The sequence below is a fragment of the Pseudomonas putida genome (assembly GCF_001976065.1).
GTDB classification, from domain to species: domain Bacteria; phylum Pseudomonadota; class Gammaproteobacteria; order Pseudomonadales; family Pseudomonadaceae; genus Aquipseudomonas; species Aquipseudomonas serbica.
Window position 1 is genome coordinate 191,855 of the sequence record NZ_MNAH01000007.1, and the last position, 13,522, is coordinate 205,376.

Sequence of the window (13,522 nt, forward strand, 5' to 3'; positions counted from 1 at the left end):
CCGCTCTGCATTCCAGGTAAGAGCTTTTGTATGTCCACTTCTTCATTTTCTGCTGCACACAGCCAGGCCAGCACGTTGTACTTGCCGCCTGGCCCGTGGCAGACCGTTTTCGATTGCCTGTGCGAGCACTTCAGCGCCATCGGTCGTGAACAGTGGCTGGACAGAATCGCTCGTGGCCGCGTCCTTGATGGGCAGGGCGCACCCATTGCCCTCGATTTGCCTTACAAGGAAGGCTTGCGGATTCACTATTTTCGCGAAGTGCCGGACGAAAAACCGATCCCGGTGGTCGAGTCGATCCTGTACGCGGACGAACATCTGGTGGTGGCTGACAAGCCACATTTCCTGCCCGTGACCCCGGCGGGTGAATACGTCGAGCAGACCTTGCTGCGCCGCCTTATCCGTCGTCTGGATAACCCTCATCTGGTGCCGTTGCATCGCATTGACCGACACACGGCGGGACTGGTGCTGTTTTCCGCCAACCCGCAGAGCCGTTCGGCGTATCAGTCGCTGTTTCCAACGCGGCAGATCGAAAAGCGCTACGAAGCCATTGCCCCGGCACTGCCCGAGTTGAACTTTCCATTGGTCCATACAAGCCGATTGATCGATGGCGAGCCCTTCTTCCGCATGCAGGAAGGGCCGGGCGCCAGCAACACCGAGACGGCTGTGGAAGTTCGGGAAAAGAACGGCGACCTCTGGCGCTATGGGCTTTACCCGGTGACGGGCAAGAAGCATCAGTTGCGGGTGCACATGACCGCCCTGGGCGCCAGCATCTGCAACGACCCGTTTTATCCCGAGGTGCTCAAGGACGTGGCGGATGACTATGCCAATCCGCTGAAACTGCTGGCCCAGGGGTTGAAGTTCGTGGACCCGGTGACCGGAGAGGGCAGGGAGTTCGAGAGCGCAATCACGTTGCAATGGTGAGCGGTGCCTGTAGAAAAATCGAATTTATGCCCAGCTCTGCAGTCTTTTGATCAGGCGCCACGCCTGTGGCGTTCGATACCTCCCATGCAAGGAGATATTCATGAAACGCATTGTTTTCGCTGGAATGTTGATTTGCACCGCCATCCTGGCCTCTCCCGTATTCGCCGCAGACAATGACCTGTGCACCATCAAGCTCCAGGAGCTCAAGGACAAGGTCACCAGCCTGCCCGCCACGTCTGAAAACACCACCATGGAAATCAAGCGGATGCAGGCCAGCGCTGAAGCGGCCCGGGCCGCCAAGGATGACAAGAAATGCATCACCGAAGCCACGCAGGCACTGGCACGGGCGGATAAGCTGAACAATGAGCCGAACCCATAACTCGAGTTTTCCACAAGCAAAAAAATGCCCCGACAAGTCGGGGCATTTTCGTGTATCCGGTAGTCACCGCGAAGATTACAACTCTTTGACGGTACGAACCTGATCCTTGTTGATGCGGGTCTGCTTGCCATCCAGTTGTTCGAATTCGTAGAAGCCCGATTCGTCGTCGTAGTTTGGCGTGTCGACGGCCTGGATTTCGCGACCGTCATTCAAGGTGATCACGGTAGGCGATGCGCAACCGGCAAGGGTAGCGAGGCCCAATGCGAGCATGAAAGTGGCCAGGGTCCGTTGAGTCATGGAAGTGTCTCCGTAAATGAATTCTTTTGGTTACTGGGCTTGAGACGTAAACAGCGCGTGCAAGTTCCTTGGTATTCAGTCTGACACAGTGTCCGGCATGCTTAACAGTTCAGGCGTGTTGAGGTTGGCCAGGCGCGGATCGTTGTCGGGGCACTGCAATGCAGTAGCGCCCAGCTTGCGCATGAGTCGACCAGGGCTGCGTTCACCTTCCTTCCAGGCGGTTTCGAAATCAGCGCGCAGTGCCACTGGAATAATGCACAGTAACGGTTCCCAGTGGCCGTCATGGCGCAGCATCAAGGGTTTGTCGGGATGCTGGCTGGCGGCTTCGCGCATGCTGCTGAGCAGAGCCTGGTCTATGCGCGGGACATCACAAGGCAAGACTAGCAGATGAGTGTGACGGGCCGCGTTGAGACCGGCACGAATGCCCGCCAGTGGTCCGGGAAAGTCGCCTTCATCGTCATGGACCAATTGATCGGCGTAAGGCGCGTACTTTTCCAGGTTCCTGTTGCACGAGACGATCAGGTCATCGCTCAGCGCGCGTGTCTTGCGATGCAGATGGGCAATCAACGGTTCGCCATGCCATTCCAGCAATCCCTTGTCCTGGCCGCCCATGCGTTGGCCGCGGCCGCCTGCGAGGAGCAGAATGGAGCAGGGTGGCAACGCTGGGTTTGAAGTCATGGCAAGCCTCCATGGGGGCGGCGAAAAATGGGGTCGCTGTGATATAACACCGGGCTGTTTCTCCTACAACTGGACGAGCCTATGAAAGCCAAGGCTGATGTACCTTTCGCGCCGCTCAACATCGCGGTGCTGACGGTCAGCGACACCCGTACCCTGGAAACCGATACCTCAGGCCAGGTCTTCGTTGACCGCCTGACGGCTGCCGGACACAACCTGGCATGCCGGGTCTTGCTCAAAGATGATCTCTACAAGATTCGCGCACAAGTTGCCAACTGGATCGCCGACGAGGTCGTGCAGGTGGTGCTGATCACTGGCGGCACCGGTTTCACCGGTCGCGACAGTACTCCGGAGGCGGTGAGTTGCCTGCTCGACAAACAAGTCGATGGTTTTGGCGAATTGTTCCGTCAGATATCGGTGGCGGACATCGGCACATCGACTGTCCAGTCCCGCGCCTTGGCCGGCCTCGCCAACGGCACGCTGGTGTGCTGCCTGCCAGGGTCGACCAATGCCGTGCGAACCGGCTGGGACGGCATTCTTGGCGAGCAGCTGGATTCGCGCCATCGGCCGTGCAATTTCGTGACTCACCTGAAACAGGCGGCACCCTGTGAATCCCGCGGGTAAGCCGGGCAAGACCGGCAGCCTGATGCCGGTCGAGGTGGCCTTGGCGCGCTTGCTGGAAATGGCGGATGCCTCGCGGATCGTCGAGCGCGAGCGTTTGCCGTTGGCGCAGGTCCAAGGCCGGGTGCTGGCCGACGATCTGCTGTCCACCCTCGATCTGCCGCCCTGGCCCAATAGCGCGATGGATGGTTATGCCTTGCGCGTAGCTGACTGGAGCGCAGAGCCGCTGGTCGTCAGCCAGAAAGTGTTCGCCGGCCAGGCCCCTGCTGCGTTGACGCCAGGCACTTGTGCCCGAATCTTCACCGGCGCCCCTGTTCCGCCGGGTGCCGATTGCGTCGAGATGCAGGAGAACGCCGAAGTCCTGGCGGATGAACGTGTACGTTTCACCGAAAACCTGGTCATCGGGCAGAACATTCGTCCACAAGGACAGGAAACCACGGTTGGCGAACTGATCCTGCCGGCGGGCACACGGCTGGGGCCGATCGAACAAGGCCTGGCAGCCTCACTGGGATGTGCCGAGCTGGATGTGATCCGCAAGGTTCGCGTGGCGGTGCTGTCGACAGGGGATGAATTGATCGAACCGGGGCAGCCTCTGGGGCCGGGGCAGATCTACAACAGCAACAGAGTGTTGCTCTGCAGCTGGTTGCAGCGCCTGGGTTGCGAGGTGATCGACGCCGGAATTCTGCCGGATAACCTGGACACCACGCGCATGCGCCTGGGTGAGCTGGGGGATGTCGACCTGATCCTCTCGACGGGTGGCGTATCGGTGGGGGAGGCCGACTTCCTGGGCATGGCCCTGAGGGAGGAGGGCGAGCTGGCGCTGTGGAAGCTCGCCATCAAACCCGGTAAACCCCTGACCTTCGGCCACTTTCGTGGTGTGCCGGTGATCGGCTTGCCGGGCAATCCAGCCTCGACCCTGGTGACCTTTGCCTTGCTGGCAAGGCCTTATCTGCTGCGGCGCCTGGGTGTCCAGGAGGTGGAGCCGCTGAAGGTGCAAGTGCCGGCAGGGTTCGATTGGCCTAAGGCTGGTAATCGACGCGAGTACCTGCGCGGTCGCCTGGAAAGCGGCCAGGCCATCATCTACCACAATCAGAGTTCCGGTGTGCTGCGCAGCGCCGCCTGGGCCGATGGACTGGTCGAGGTCATGGAGGAGCGAACGCTGGTGGCAGGTGATAGTGTCTACTTCATCCCGCTGAGCGAAGTGTTGAGCTGATTCTGGCCGCCGCGCGTCAATGCAAGCCCGGTCGACTGAACCGGGTTTTGCATTCATGGCGCATCAGTGAGCCAGCAGGAGTGATACGACCTGGTCGAAACGGCTATTGGCGATCCAGCCCAGCAGCCCAAGGACAACGGCTGTACCGATCGCCGAATAGGCAAGCCTGTGCCTGATGGACCTGATGTCACTGCGAATCTTTTTCAGTTCGCCTCGCAGGGTTTCGAGGTGTGTCTCAAGCTCGTTGACGCGAGGTTGCATATCAACTTCTCCGCTGGATTGTGCTCTGCTGACGATTTCAGCTTGATGATTGGCCCGTTTCGTTGCGAGCGGCACCACCGGAATCACCGGTGACCTGATGTCATGGGGTTGCATTGCACATCCTTGTGTCTGTCCTGCTGATGACTGAAAACCGCTGACACAAAAGTGTACCAATCGCCTTTTCTGGTCAATTGAGCCAATTCCTCACGTTTTGTAAGAAAATTCTCCTTATTTGACTCCACTGTAAATAATTCAGTTTTTTGCGACTTTTCAGGAGCGTGGGAAGGTCACATATCCCATAGGCCATTCAATAATGGGAGTGACGACAATGAGCGAACGCAAGGCGCTGTTGATTTTGCATGGCAAGCAGGCGCTCAACGACGAGGTTCGGGCCGCCGTCGAGGGCAAGCGTGAACAAGGCTGGGAGCTGGCCGTTCGGTTGACCTGGGAAGCCGGGGATGCGCAACGGCTGGTGGGCGAAGCGCTGCAGGCGGGTTATCGGCAGATCATTGCCGGTGGTGGCGACGGCACCTTGCGTGATATTGCTGAAGCCATGGCCGGTCAGTCGCAGCAGGCCAGCCTGGTGCTGATGCCGCTGGGCACTGCCAACGATTTTGCCCGGGCTGCCGGCGTTCCACTGGAGCCGGATCAAGCACTGGCGCTTCTGGACGTTGCACCTAGCGCCATTGATCTAGGCGAAGTTGGCGGGCAGGTGTTCTTGAATATGGCTACCGGTGGTTTTGGCAGTCAGGTCACGGCCAATACCTCCGAAGAATTGAAGAAAGTCCTGGGTGGTGCGGCGTATCTGTTCACCGGCTTGTCGCGATTCAGTGAGTTGCATGCGGCATACGGAGAGTTGCAGGGGCCCGATTTCCACTGGAGTGGCGAGTTGCTGGCTTTGGGGATCGGTAACGGCCGGCAGGCTGGCGGTGGGCACGAGCTCTGCCCGCAGGCCCTGGCTGACGACGGGCTGCTCGACATCAGCATTCTGCCGGCCCCGCAGGAGCTGCTGGGCACCTTAAAGGACCTGCTGGCCGATGGCTTCGGAATCGACAACATGTTCGTTCGGGCGCGTCTGCCATGGGTTGAGATCAAAGCCTCGGAGGGCCTTTACATCAACCTCGATGGAGAACCGCTCGAGGGTGACAGCCTGCGTTTCTCGGCTCGTCCGGCAGCGCTGTGGGTGCATTTGCCCGAGCAGTCACCCTTGTTGAGCGGGACCGAGGCTGTCAGTCGTCAAGACTGATGATCTGTTCTCGTACGGCGAACAAGACCAGGCCGGCCACGTCAAAGATCTGCAAGCGCTTCATGACTTGCGATCGATGGGTTTCAACGGTCTTGACGCTCAGGCCCAGGCCGTTGGCGATTTCCCGGGTGGATTTGCCACGCACGATCAGCCGCAGGATTTCCAGCTGACGCGCAGTCAGGTTGTGCGAATCTGTCGGGTCCGCCTGGTGTTTCTGGGTTCGGGTCAATGCCTGGGTGATCACGGTATGGGCGATGGCCGGGCTCAGGTAGCGCTCATTGTTACGCAAGGCCTCCAGCGCGTGTTCCAGTTCGGTGGCCGTGGTGTCCTTGAGCAGATACCCATGGGCCCCCGATTCCAGGGCTTGCATGATGAGCGCCGGGTCGGTGTGCATCGACAGGATCAGGACCTTGCTCTGCGGGCGGACCCGCTTTAGCTGTTGCAAGGCTTCGAGGCCACCGGTCTGCTTCATGGAGATATCGAGCAGCACGATATCCGGGGACAGACGCTGGACCATTTCGAGCAGCTGCGAGCCATCGTTGGCCTCGCCGATTACCGCGTAGCCAGGAAGATCCAGCACCAGAGCGCGCACGCCAGCCCTGATCAGCGAGTGGTCATCCACCAGAAGCAAGTTACAAGTCAATGCATAACCTTATTCGTACTGGCCCGTTCGAACGCGCGAGGCGCCCATGGGAAGAGGGCTTCGATTTGGGTGCCTTTGCCGGGCTCGCTGGTCACGGTCAGCGTGCCGCCCAACTGCTTGATCCGTTCCGTCATCCCGGCCATGCCGCGTTGTCCTTCACGCCCCGGGTCGGTGGCGGGTACGAAACCCTGGCCATCGTCACTGATCATCAATGCCAGTCCCTGGGGCGTACGCTGCAGGGATACAAGCAGGTTTTGCGCTTCGGCATGGCGCAGTATGTTGGTGACGGCCTCCTGGGTGATGCGAAAGGCCGCCACTGCCATTTCTTCGGGAATGCCGGTCAGTCGTTGATGGCACTCCAGGCTCCAGTGCACCGGGGTGTTGCTCAGCGTCTTGAGCAGATGCGCCCGCAGGCTGGCTTCCAGCCCAAGGCTGGCCAGTTGTCGGGGGTTGAGGATGGCCGATACATCGCGAACCTTGGCGAGGGTCTCCTCCAGCGTGTCGCACAGCACCGAGCATTGCCCCTGGAGGTCTTCGGGCATCCTGCGCTTGAGCCAGTCACTTTGCAGTTTTGCCGCGGTCAGTAGCTGGCCAATGTCGTCGTGCAATTCTCGACTGAGGCGGTGACGTTCGTTTTCCTGGACTTGCAGCAACCGCTCGGCCAGCTCCTGAGGTTGGAACTTGATCGACTTGCGTGACAGGCGGTACTGCATCCAGACGCAGCCCAGGGCGGCAATATCCAGCACCAGCAGACCCAGCGGCAAAGGCGTGGACAGGCCATAGACCAACAGGCTGCCGAGTGTCGAGACGCCGCATAGCAACAACGTGAACCGGCGCGCGTTTTCCTGGGAGGGTGGCCACTGGGCGATTGACTTGAGGCTGGCGTACATAGCAGATGGAGCCAATGGATGTTCGCTGCGGGCTGATCGGTCATGTTCGCTGACAGATCAATGATTTTTTATGTCAGCTTCGACTTCAACGGTTTTTGTATAAGAAAAACCGGGGTCTTGTATAAGAAATCAAACCTGAAAATTGTTAGCTGAGTTGTATGCAATCGCGTTGTCGTTAATTGACGTCAACTAATCGGCGGCATAATACCACTTCGCAAACCATTGGTCGCGCCTGTGCTAAATGTCCGGAAGGTCAAGAAATAGCGGGCATGAACCTTAGATAACGGCGTCAAGGTTTCGATTATCCGCGTCGTTACAGTCAGAAAAAATCGGCTCAGGCAGGTGAACACGTTGTACAAGTCAAAGTAACTTGTATTGAGGTGTCGCTGGTAGATATGAAGTAGTCAATTGCGACAGGAATCTTGCGCGGCAGGCATATCCGCAGCTGACGTCTACTTGCGCAAAGTTAAGCCTGACGCTGCGAATAAGAAACGAGTGTGTACGGCCTGGAGTTAACCGGGGGGCGAAATTGACTCTGGCCGACCTGGAACGCGAAGGCTTCGATCAGGGAGGTCTGTTCAGTTTCATCGAGGCTCAGCTGACCGGTTTTCTGGTCAATCAGTTCAAGCTGCCAGGCGATCAGTGTCAGGCAGTTCTTGAGCGCATCCAGGGCCTCATCGTGCAGTGCCATGTGGATGTGGGCGTGACTGAGCAGGCCATGAATGTGTAATGAAAACTCTGACACGGCCGCGAGGGCAAGAGCATCCGCCTTGCAGGCCAGTTTGAGCAGGGTGCTGAGCATGCAGTCTATGGCGTCCGGGTCATTGCTGATCAATTGCAGATGACTCAGGCATTCTTCGGTCCTGGCCAGCAATGTTTCAGCCTCGACGAGAAACTCCGGAATACGCTGGGCCCACTCGTTACGATTGTTCGGCATGCTTATCTCCACAACGTCATGTCAAATGAGGAGGGTGTCATGTGTGTCGACGAGGACGATCCATACCTGTTGTCTTGAGTTCGTCTGTACGGCTCAAGGGTGGGCTGAACGCTTGAAAGGGCGTTGGGCCACTGGTTTGCAATCGCAGACAAATGCCCGACTCCATTCATGCAATGAGAATGGCATCACATTAATGGCTATTGGATAGTGCGAATATCAGGTTGCACCTGATTGTTGCTAGGGGAATCCCTTACGGTGGGGAACCAACTGCGCAAACTACGGTCGCGGCGAGAAGAATGCAGCGGATGAAATGACAAGGCCAGTAAAGCATGATGTTAATTTGACATCAATGCCCGGGCGTGGCATTTGCCAAGGGGTCAAGGTCCGGCAATAGCAGCCGATACCCCTCTATCCAGTGAATTCATCCGAACAAGCCCAGGAGTGATTGATGGCCGGCATTCTCGATACGGTAGACCAGCGTACGCAACTTGTGGGTGAGAATCGCCTGGAAATTCTCATGTTCCGCCTTGCCGGGCGGCAATTGTTCGCGATCAACGTGTTCAAAGTGCAGGAAGTCCTGCAACTGCCGAAGTTGACCCTGATGCCCCAGCGCCACCCCTTCGTGTGCGGCGTGGTCAATCTGCGCGGCCAGACCCTGCCGGTCATCGACCTGTCCCAGGCTATCGGCATGCGTGCGCTGGTGCCAGGCCCTGGCAGCACGATCATCGTCACCGAGTACAACCGCTCGGTCCAGGCCTTCCTGGTCGGGGGCGTGGACCGTATCGTCAACATGAACTGGGAGGCAATCCTGCCGCCGCCGAGCAGCGCCGGTCGGCAACATTACCTGACCGCTATCAGCAAGGTGGATGATCAGTTGGTGGAGATCATCGACGTCGAGAAAGTCCTCGCCGAAATCGTGCCTTACAACGCCAGGGTCTCCCGGGAAAAACTCGAAGATCCGGTGCTGGAACGCGCCCGTGGCCGCGAAGTGCTGCTGGTGGACGACTCAAATGTGGCCCTGGCGCAGTTGCGCGATACCCTGGGGCAACTGGGCGTGAAGATGCACATCGCCAGCGATGGCTTGAAGGCACTGAACATGCTCAAGGCCTGGGCGGACACAGGCGTCAACATGACCGACAAACTGCTGATGGTATTCACCGACGCGGAAATGCCGGAAATGGACGGCTATCGCCTGACCACCGAAATCCGCAACGATCCGCGGCTGCGTGGCCTTTATGTGGTGCTGCACACGTCCCTGTCCGGCAGCTTCAACGAGTCAATGGTGAAGAAGGTTGGCTGTGACGACTTTCTTTCCAAGTTTCAGCCGGACAAGTTGGTTGATGTGGTGCGTCAGCGTTTGGTGCGGGATGTGGTGCCGGCCTGACAGCTGGCCTCTGGACAACGCGGTTACTAAACAGCGCGCGTCATCGTTGACGTCCTTCGCTGGCAAGCCAGCTCCTACAGTGGATCGGGTATGGCCGCGATAGATGGGGCGGCTGTCGGGCCGCCATCGTGGCAATGCGGCGACCTTTGATTCGCTGATCAAGCTCGTATAGGGTGGCGTTTTTGTCCATCAGGGAGTTGGTCATGTTGCGTCTGAGCGCGCTGTATCGTTATCCGTTGAAATCCGGCAAAGGCGAGATCCTGCAGCAGGTCGGCCTCGACAAGCTGGGCCTGGACGGTGATCGACGCTGGATGCTGGTGGATGAAGCCAGTGGGCGTTTCCTGACTCAGCGCGCAGTGGCGCAGATGAGCCAGCTGTCGGCGTTGTGGAATGCCGAAGGTGGCTTGACCCTCAACGCCCCCGGCCATTCGCCGATCGAGGTCGCCTTGCCCGCCAGTGACGCTCAATTGCGTGGCGTGACCATCTGGCGTGACAGCTTGCGCGTACCCGATGCCGGCGACGCGGCGGGTGCCTGGGTCAGTCGGTTCATCGGCAAGCCGACGCGCCTGGTGCAGGTGCCGCTGGATCGTGCACGGATCACCGAATCGGGTTATGGCAGGGACGACGATCAGGTGGCCTTCGCCGACGGCTACCCGCTGTTGCTGATTGGCCAGGCGTCGCTGGAAGACCTGTCGCAACGCGTCGGCCGCCCGCTGGAAATGCTGCGTTTCCGGCCAAACCTGGTGATCGAGGGCTGCGAGGCGTATGCCGAGGATGGCTGGAAGCGCCTGCGCATTGGCGATGTCGAGTTCCGCGTGGTCAAGCCCTGTTCACGCTGCATCATGACTACCGTCGATCCGCAAACCGGCGAGCGTAGCGCTGACCGCGAACCCTTTGCCACCTTGCAGAAGTACCGTACCGAAGCCAATGGCGCGATGTTCGGGCAGAACCTGGTCAACGACGGTAATGGCTGGCTCGAAGTCGGCATGCCGGTTACCGTTCTCGAATAAACGCCCTTCAATGAAAAATGCCCGTGTCGATGGACACGGGCATTTTTTTCGCGGTAAACCCGGGGTTTTAGCCGCGGTATTCGCACAGGTAGGCCGTGTCGACGGCCACTTTGAGCTGGAACTTGCTGTTGGCAGGCACGTTGAACTGGCTGCCGGCAGCGAAGGTTTCCCAATCGGTGCTGTCCGGGAGCTTGACGGTCAGGGCGCCGGATACCACGTGCATGATTTCACGCTGGCTGGTGCCGAATTCGTATTCGCCCGGGGCCATGACGCCGATGGTCGCTGGACCTTCGGCAGTGCCAAAGGCGATCGACTTGACGGTGCCGTCGAAGTACTCGTTGACTTTAAACATGGGCGATTCCTCGAAAAGGGCTTAAAAGGGCCGGCCAGTATGCACAAGGCCCAAGGCCGAGTCACCTCTCTAGAGCGGCAGGACAAGGGGCAACAGGCGTGCGGTATTGCGCGCGTCTTCCAGCGCCCGGTGTTGCTGGCCGGTGAACTGCAGCCCCGCCAGCTGCAGGGCGCCGTTGAGCCCCAGCGGTCGTTCCAGGCGCCGGGCCTTGGCAAAGCGCTGTTTGAGGTTCATGTGCGGCACGTTGCTCAAAACGCTGTCGAAGGGCAGGCGCTGCCATTCCTGGAGCAACTGTTTGCGATCGTAGTCGCCCCAGCTGACCCAGCCTTCAAGCCGTGAGTGGTGCTGGCCCAACCAGCGTTCGAATAACGGCCAGACCTCGCCCAGGGGCTGTGCGGCATCGATGTTGGCCTGGGTGATGTGCGTCAGCTCCCGGCAAAACGGCGTCAACAGGGGGCGGCGCAACGGGCGCACGAAACGCTGGAAGTAATCCAGCTCGCGGCCTTTGCGATCCACCAGGGTGGCACCGATTTCGATGATTTCCATTTCCGTTATGGGCCAACCACCCTCATCTGTGGTGGCTTCCAGATCAATGACCAACCAGTGAGGCATCGCAGGGTTCCCGGTATCCGCGTGCTGATAGGGCTTGAGCGTAGCCAAACCCGATAGTTACGCCTAGCGACTTATTCGACCTCCAACAAAATCTGACGGTTTTTCACCTGATCGCCGATTTGTACCTGCAAGCGCTTGAGCACGCCGTCGATGCCTGCCTTGAGCGGGTGTTCCATTTTCATCGCCTCCAGCACCACCAGCAATTGGCCTTTGCTGACCTTGCTGCCTTCACTGACCAGCACGTCGATGACCGCACCGTCCATGGGCGCCTTGAGGGTGCCGCAGCTGACGTTGGCCTGGCTGCGAACCGGTGCTTGAGTGCGATCCACCAGTTGCAGGCTGCCGGGGCGGGTGAATAGCCAGAGTCGTCCAGTTTCGAGACGGTAGGCATGACGTTGGCGGATGCCGTCGATTTCCAGGGTGGCCCAGCGACCATCGCACTCGATGACGTTCAGGTTGAGCATCTGTGTGGCGACTTGAATCCGGTACGGTTGCCCTGGCACCGTGTTGAGTTGCACGGGCCAGTCCTGACCCTCCAGGCCGATGCGGTAGTGCAGCGGCACACTGGCGTTGTTGCGCCAACCGGCCAGCGCGGCCGGATGAGTCCGTGCCGACCCGTGATAGAACAGCGCCGCCGCAATCGCCAGCGTTTCGGCGCTGGGTACATGGGCCTGCAGGCAGGCATGGTCGGTGAAATGGGTCGTAATGAACCCGGTGCTGAATTCGCCACTGATGAACTGCGGATGTTGCAGCAGTCCGGCCAGCAACCGCTGATTGCTTGGCAGGCCCAACAGGACGCTGTCCTGCACCGCGCGCAGCAGCTTGCGTCGGGCTTCTTCACGGGTCGCGCCGTGGGCGATGATCTTGCCCAGCATCGAATCGTAGAACGGGCTGACGTGCTGCCCTTGCGTCAGCCCATGGTCGATGCGTACGCCGCTCTGCAGCGCCGGTTCCCAGGAGGCGATGCGCCCGGTTTGCGGAACAAAGCCCTGCGCCGGGTCTTCGGCGTACAAGCGCACTTCCATGGCGTGACCGCTGATTAGCACCTGCTCCTGGCGCAACGCAAGCGGCAGACCTTCGGCCACGTGCAGTTGCCAGGCCACCAGATCCAGCCCGGTGATCAGTTCGGTGACCGGGTGTTCCACCTGCAGCCGGGTGTTCATTTCCAGGAAATAGAACTGTCCGCGGGCATCGAGGAGGAATTCCACGGTACCGGCGCCGACGTAGTTCACCGCACGACCGGCCTTGAGCGCCGCTTCGCCCATGGCCTGGCGCAGCTCGGCGGTCATGATCGGGCAGGGCGCTTCCTCGATGACTTTCTGATGGCGGCGCTGGATGGAACAATCGCGTTCGCCCAGGTAGATGAGGTTGCCTTGGTGATCGCCGAACAGTTGCACCTCGACGTGACGCGGGTCGATCAATGCCTGTTCGAGGATCAGTTCATCGCTGCCGAATCCATGCAGGGCTTCGGAGCGTGCGGTGCGGATCTGCGCCAGCAACTCGCCGGCATCGTGCACCAGGCGCATGCCACGTCCACCGCCGCCGGCACTGGCCTTGATCATCAGCGGGTAGCCGATGCGTTCGGCTTCGCGGCTGAGCGTCGCGTCGTCCTGTTCGGCGCCCTGATAGCCGTTGATGCAGGGCACACCGGCGTCGAGCATGGCGAGTTTCGACAGCCGTTTGCTGCCCATCAGTTCGATGGCTTCGGGGCTGGGCCCGATGAAGGTGATGCCGGCGTCCTGGCAGGCGCGGGCGAAACCGGCATTTTCCGAGAGGAAACCGTAGCCCGGATGGATGGCGTCGGCCCCGGTACGTCGGGCCGCGTCGATGATCGCCGGGATGTTCAGGTAGGACTGTTGCACCGGGGCCGGGCCGATGTTTACCGCTTCGTCGGCCATGTGCACGTGCAGGGTGTCGGCGTCGGCATCGCTGAAGACGGCGACGGTGCGGTAGCCCAGGACCTGGGCGGTGCGCTGGATGCGGCAGGCGATTTCACCGCGGTTGGCGATCAGGATCTTGCTGAATCCGGGCATGTTCTATTCCCTGGGTTTTTGCGGTGAATGTGAGGGCCTCTTCGCTGG

Annotated in this window: 16 protein-coding genes; 7 read left to right on the top strand and 9 right to left on the bottom strand. The window is 59.8% G+C overall.

The genetic code is table 11. From position 1 onward, the window contains the following. Positions 1–30 precede the first annotated feature (30 nt). Positions 31–921 (top strand): pseudouridine synthase, encoded by an 891-nt coding sequence (locus BKX96_RS22910; RefSeq protein WP_077185546.1) that lies wholly within the window; start codon positions 31–33, stop codon positions 919–921. Positions 922–1,021: 100 nt separating this feature from the next. Next, positions 1,022–1,300, top strand: coding sequence for a PA2433 domain-containing protein (locus BKX96_RS22915; protein ID WP_077185547.1), 279 nt, complete (start codon positions 1,022–1,024; stop codon positions 1,298–1,300). Between the two features lie 75 nt (positions 1,301–1,375). Here the strand turns inward: BKX96_RS22915 and BKX96_RS22920 are convergent, their stop codons facing one another. Further along, positions 1,376–1,597: a YgdI/YgdR family lipoprotein gene (locus BKX96_RS22920; protein ID WP_046816110.1), complete on the bottom strand. Its 222-nt coding sequence runs from the start codon at positions 1,595–1,597 to the stop codon at positions 1,376–1,378. Positions 1,598–1,672: 75 nt separating this feature from the next. After that, positions 1,673–2,275 (bottom strand): molybdenum cofactor guanylyltransferase MobA, encoded by a 603-nt coding sequence (mobA, locus tag BKX96_RS22925; protein WP_046816111.1) that lies wholly within the window; start codon positions 2,273–2,275, stop codon positions 1,673–1,675. 81 nt (positions 2,276–2,356) lie between these two features. Here mobA and moaB point away from each other — a divergent pair, with 81 nt between their 5' ends. Further along, complete coding sequence (moaB, locus tag BKX96_RS22930; protein ID WP_046816112.1) at positions 2,357–2,896, top strand: molybdenum cofactor biosynthesis protein B; 540 nt, start codon at positions 2,357–2,359, stop codon at positions 2,894–2,896. Next, positions 2,880–4,106 carry a molybdopterin molybdotransferase MoeA gene (locus BKX96_RS22935; RefSeq protein WP_046816113.1) on the top strand — a complete coding sequence of 409 codons (1,227 nt, stop codon included), beginning with the start codon at positions 2,880–2,882 and terminating at the stop codon, positions 4,104–4,106. Before moaB ends, BKX96_RS22935 begins: the two co-directional genes overlap by 17 nt. 63 nt (positions 4,107–4,169) lie before the next feature. On the opposite strand, the gene BKX96_RS22940 is transcribed toward BKX96_RS22935, so the two are convergent. After that, a complete protein-coding gene (locus BKX96_RS22940) occupies positions 4,170–4,481 on the bottom strand; it encodes a hypothetical protein (RefSeq protein ID WP_046816114.1) in 312 nt (103 codons plus the stop codon). A 214-nt stretch (positions 4,482–4,695) separates the two neighbouring features. Between BKX96_RS22940 and yegS the strand changes: the two genes are divergently transcribed. Then, positions 4,696–5,613, top strand: a complete 918-nt coding sequence (yegS, locus tag BKX96_RS22945) for a lipid kinase YegS (protein WP_046816115.1) — start codon at positions 4,696–4,698, stop codon at positions 5,611–5,613. On the opposite strand, the gene BKX96_RS22950 is transcribed toward yegS, so the two are convergent. The 3 genes from BKX96_RS22950 to BKX96_RS22960 all read right to left on the bottom strand — a co-directional run bounded on the left by BKX96_RS22950 (position 5,597) and on the right by BKX96_RS22960 (position 8,083). Continuing rightward, positions 5,597–6,256 carry a response regulator gene (locus BKX96_RS22950; RefSeq protein ID WP_046816116.1) on the bottom strand — a complete coding sequence of 220 codons (660 nt, stop codon included), beginning with the start codon at positions 6,254–6,256 and terminating at the stop codon, positions 5,597–5,599. The two genes, yegS and BKX96_RS22950, sit on opposite strands and share 17 nt — an antisense overlap. Continuing rightward, entirely contained in the window at positions 6,253–7,146 is an 894-nt protein-coding gene (locus BKX96_RS22955; RefSeq protein WP_077185548.1) for a sensor histidine kinase, read from the bottom strand. The genes BKX96_RS22950 and BKX96_RS22955 overlap by 4 nt, the downstream gene beginning before the upstream one ends. 466 nt (positions 7,147–7,612) lie before the next feature. Beyond that, positions 7,613–8,083, bottom strand: a complete 471-nt coding sequence (locus BKX96_RS22960; protein WP_077185549.1) for a hypothetical protein — start codon at positions 8,081–8,083, stop codon at positions 7,613–7,615. A 448-nt stretch (positions 8,084–8,531) separates the two neighbouring features. Between BKX96_RS22960 and BKX96_RS22965 the strand changes: the two genes are divergently transcribed. Further along, complete coding sequence (locus BKX96_RS22965; RefSeq protein ID WP_046816119.1) at positions 8,532–9,467, top strand: chemotaxis protein CheV; 936 nt, start codon at positions 8,532–8,534, stop codon at positions 9,465–9,467. A 203-nt stretch (positions 9,468–9,670) separates the two neighbouring features. Then, the gene (locus BKX96_RS22970; protein ID WP_077185550.1) at positions 9,671–10,477 is read left to right on the top strand and encodes an MOSC domain-containing protein; all 807 of its coding nucleotides are present in this window, start codon (positions 9,671–9,673) and stop codon (positions 10,475–10,477) included. Between the two features lie 67 nt (positions 10,478–10,544). On the opposite strand, the gene ppnP is transcribed toward BKX96_RS22970, so the two are convergent. From ppnP to BKX96_RS22985, 3 genes are all read right to left on the bottom strand, one after another. Beyond that, on the bottom strand, positions 10,545–10,829 hold the full coding sequence (ppnP, locus tag BKX96_RS22975; RefSeq protein WP_045058110.1) for a pyrimidine/purine nucleoside phosphorylase: 285 nt from the start codon (positions 10,827–10,829) through the stop codon (positions 10,545–10,547). Between the two features lie 69 nt (positions 10,830–10,898). Next, on the bottom strand, positions 10,899–11,441 hold the full coding sequence (locus BKX96_RS22980; RefSeq protein ID WP_077185551.1) for a 3'-5' exonuclease: 543 nt from the start codon (positions 11,439–11,441) through the stop codon (positions 10,899–10,901). A gap of 71 nt (positions 11,442–11,512) precedes the next feature. Continuing rightward, the gene (locus tag BKX96_RS22985) at positions 11,513–13,474 is read right to left on the bottom strand and encodes an acetyl/propionyl/methylcrotonyl-CoA carboxylase subunit alpha (protein WP_077185552.1); all 1,962 of its coding nucleotides are present in this window, start codon (positions 13,472–13,474) and stop codon (positions 11,513–11,515) included. Positions 13,475–13,522 lie beyond the last annotated feature (48 nt).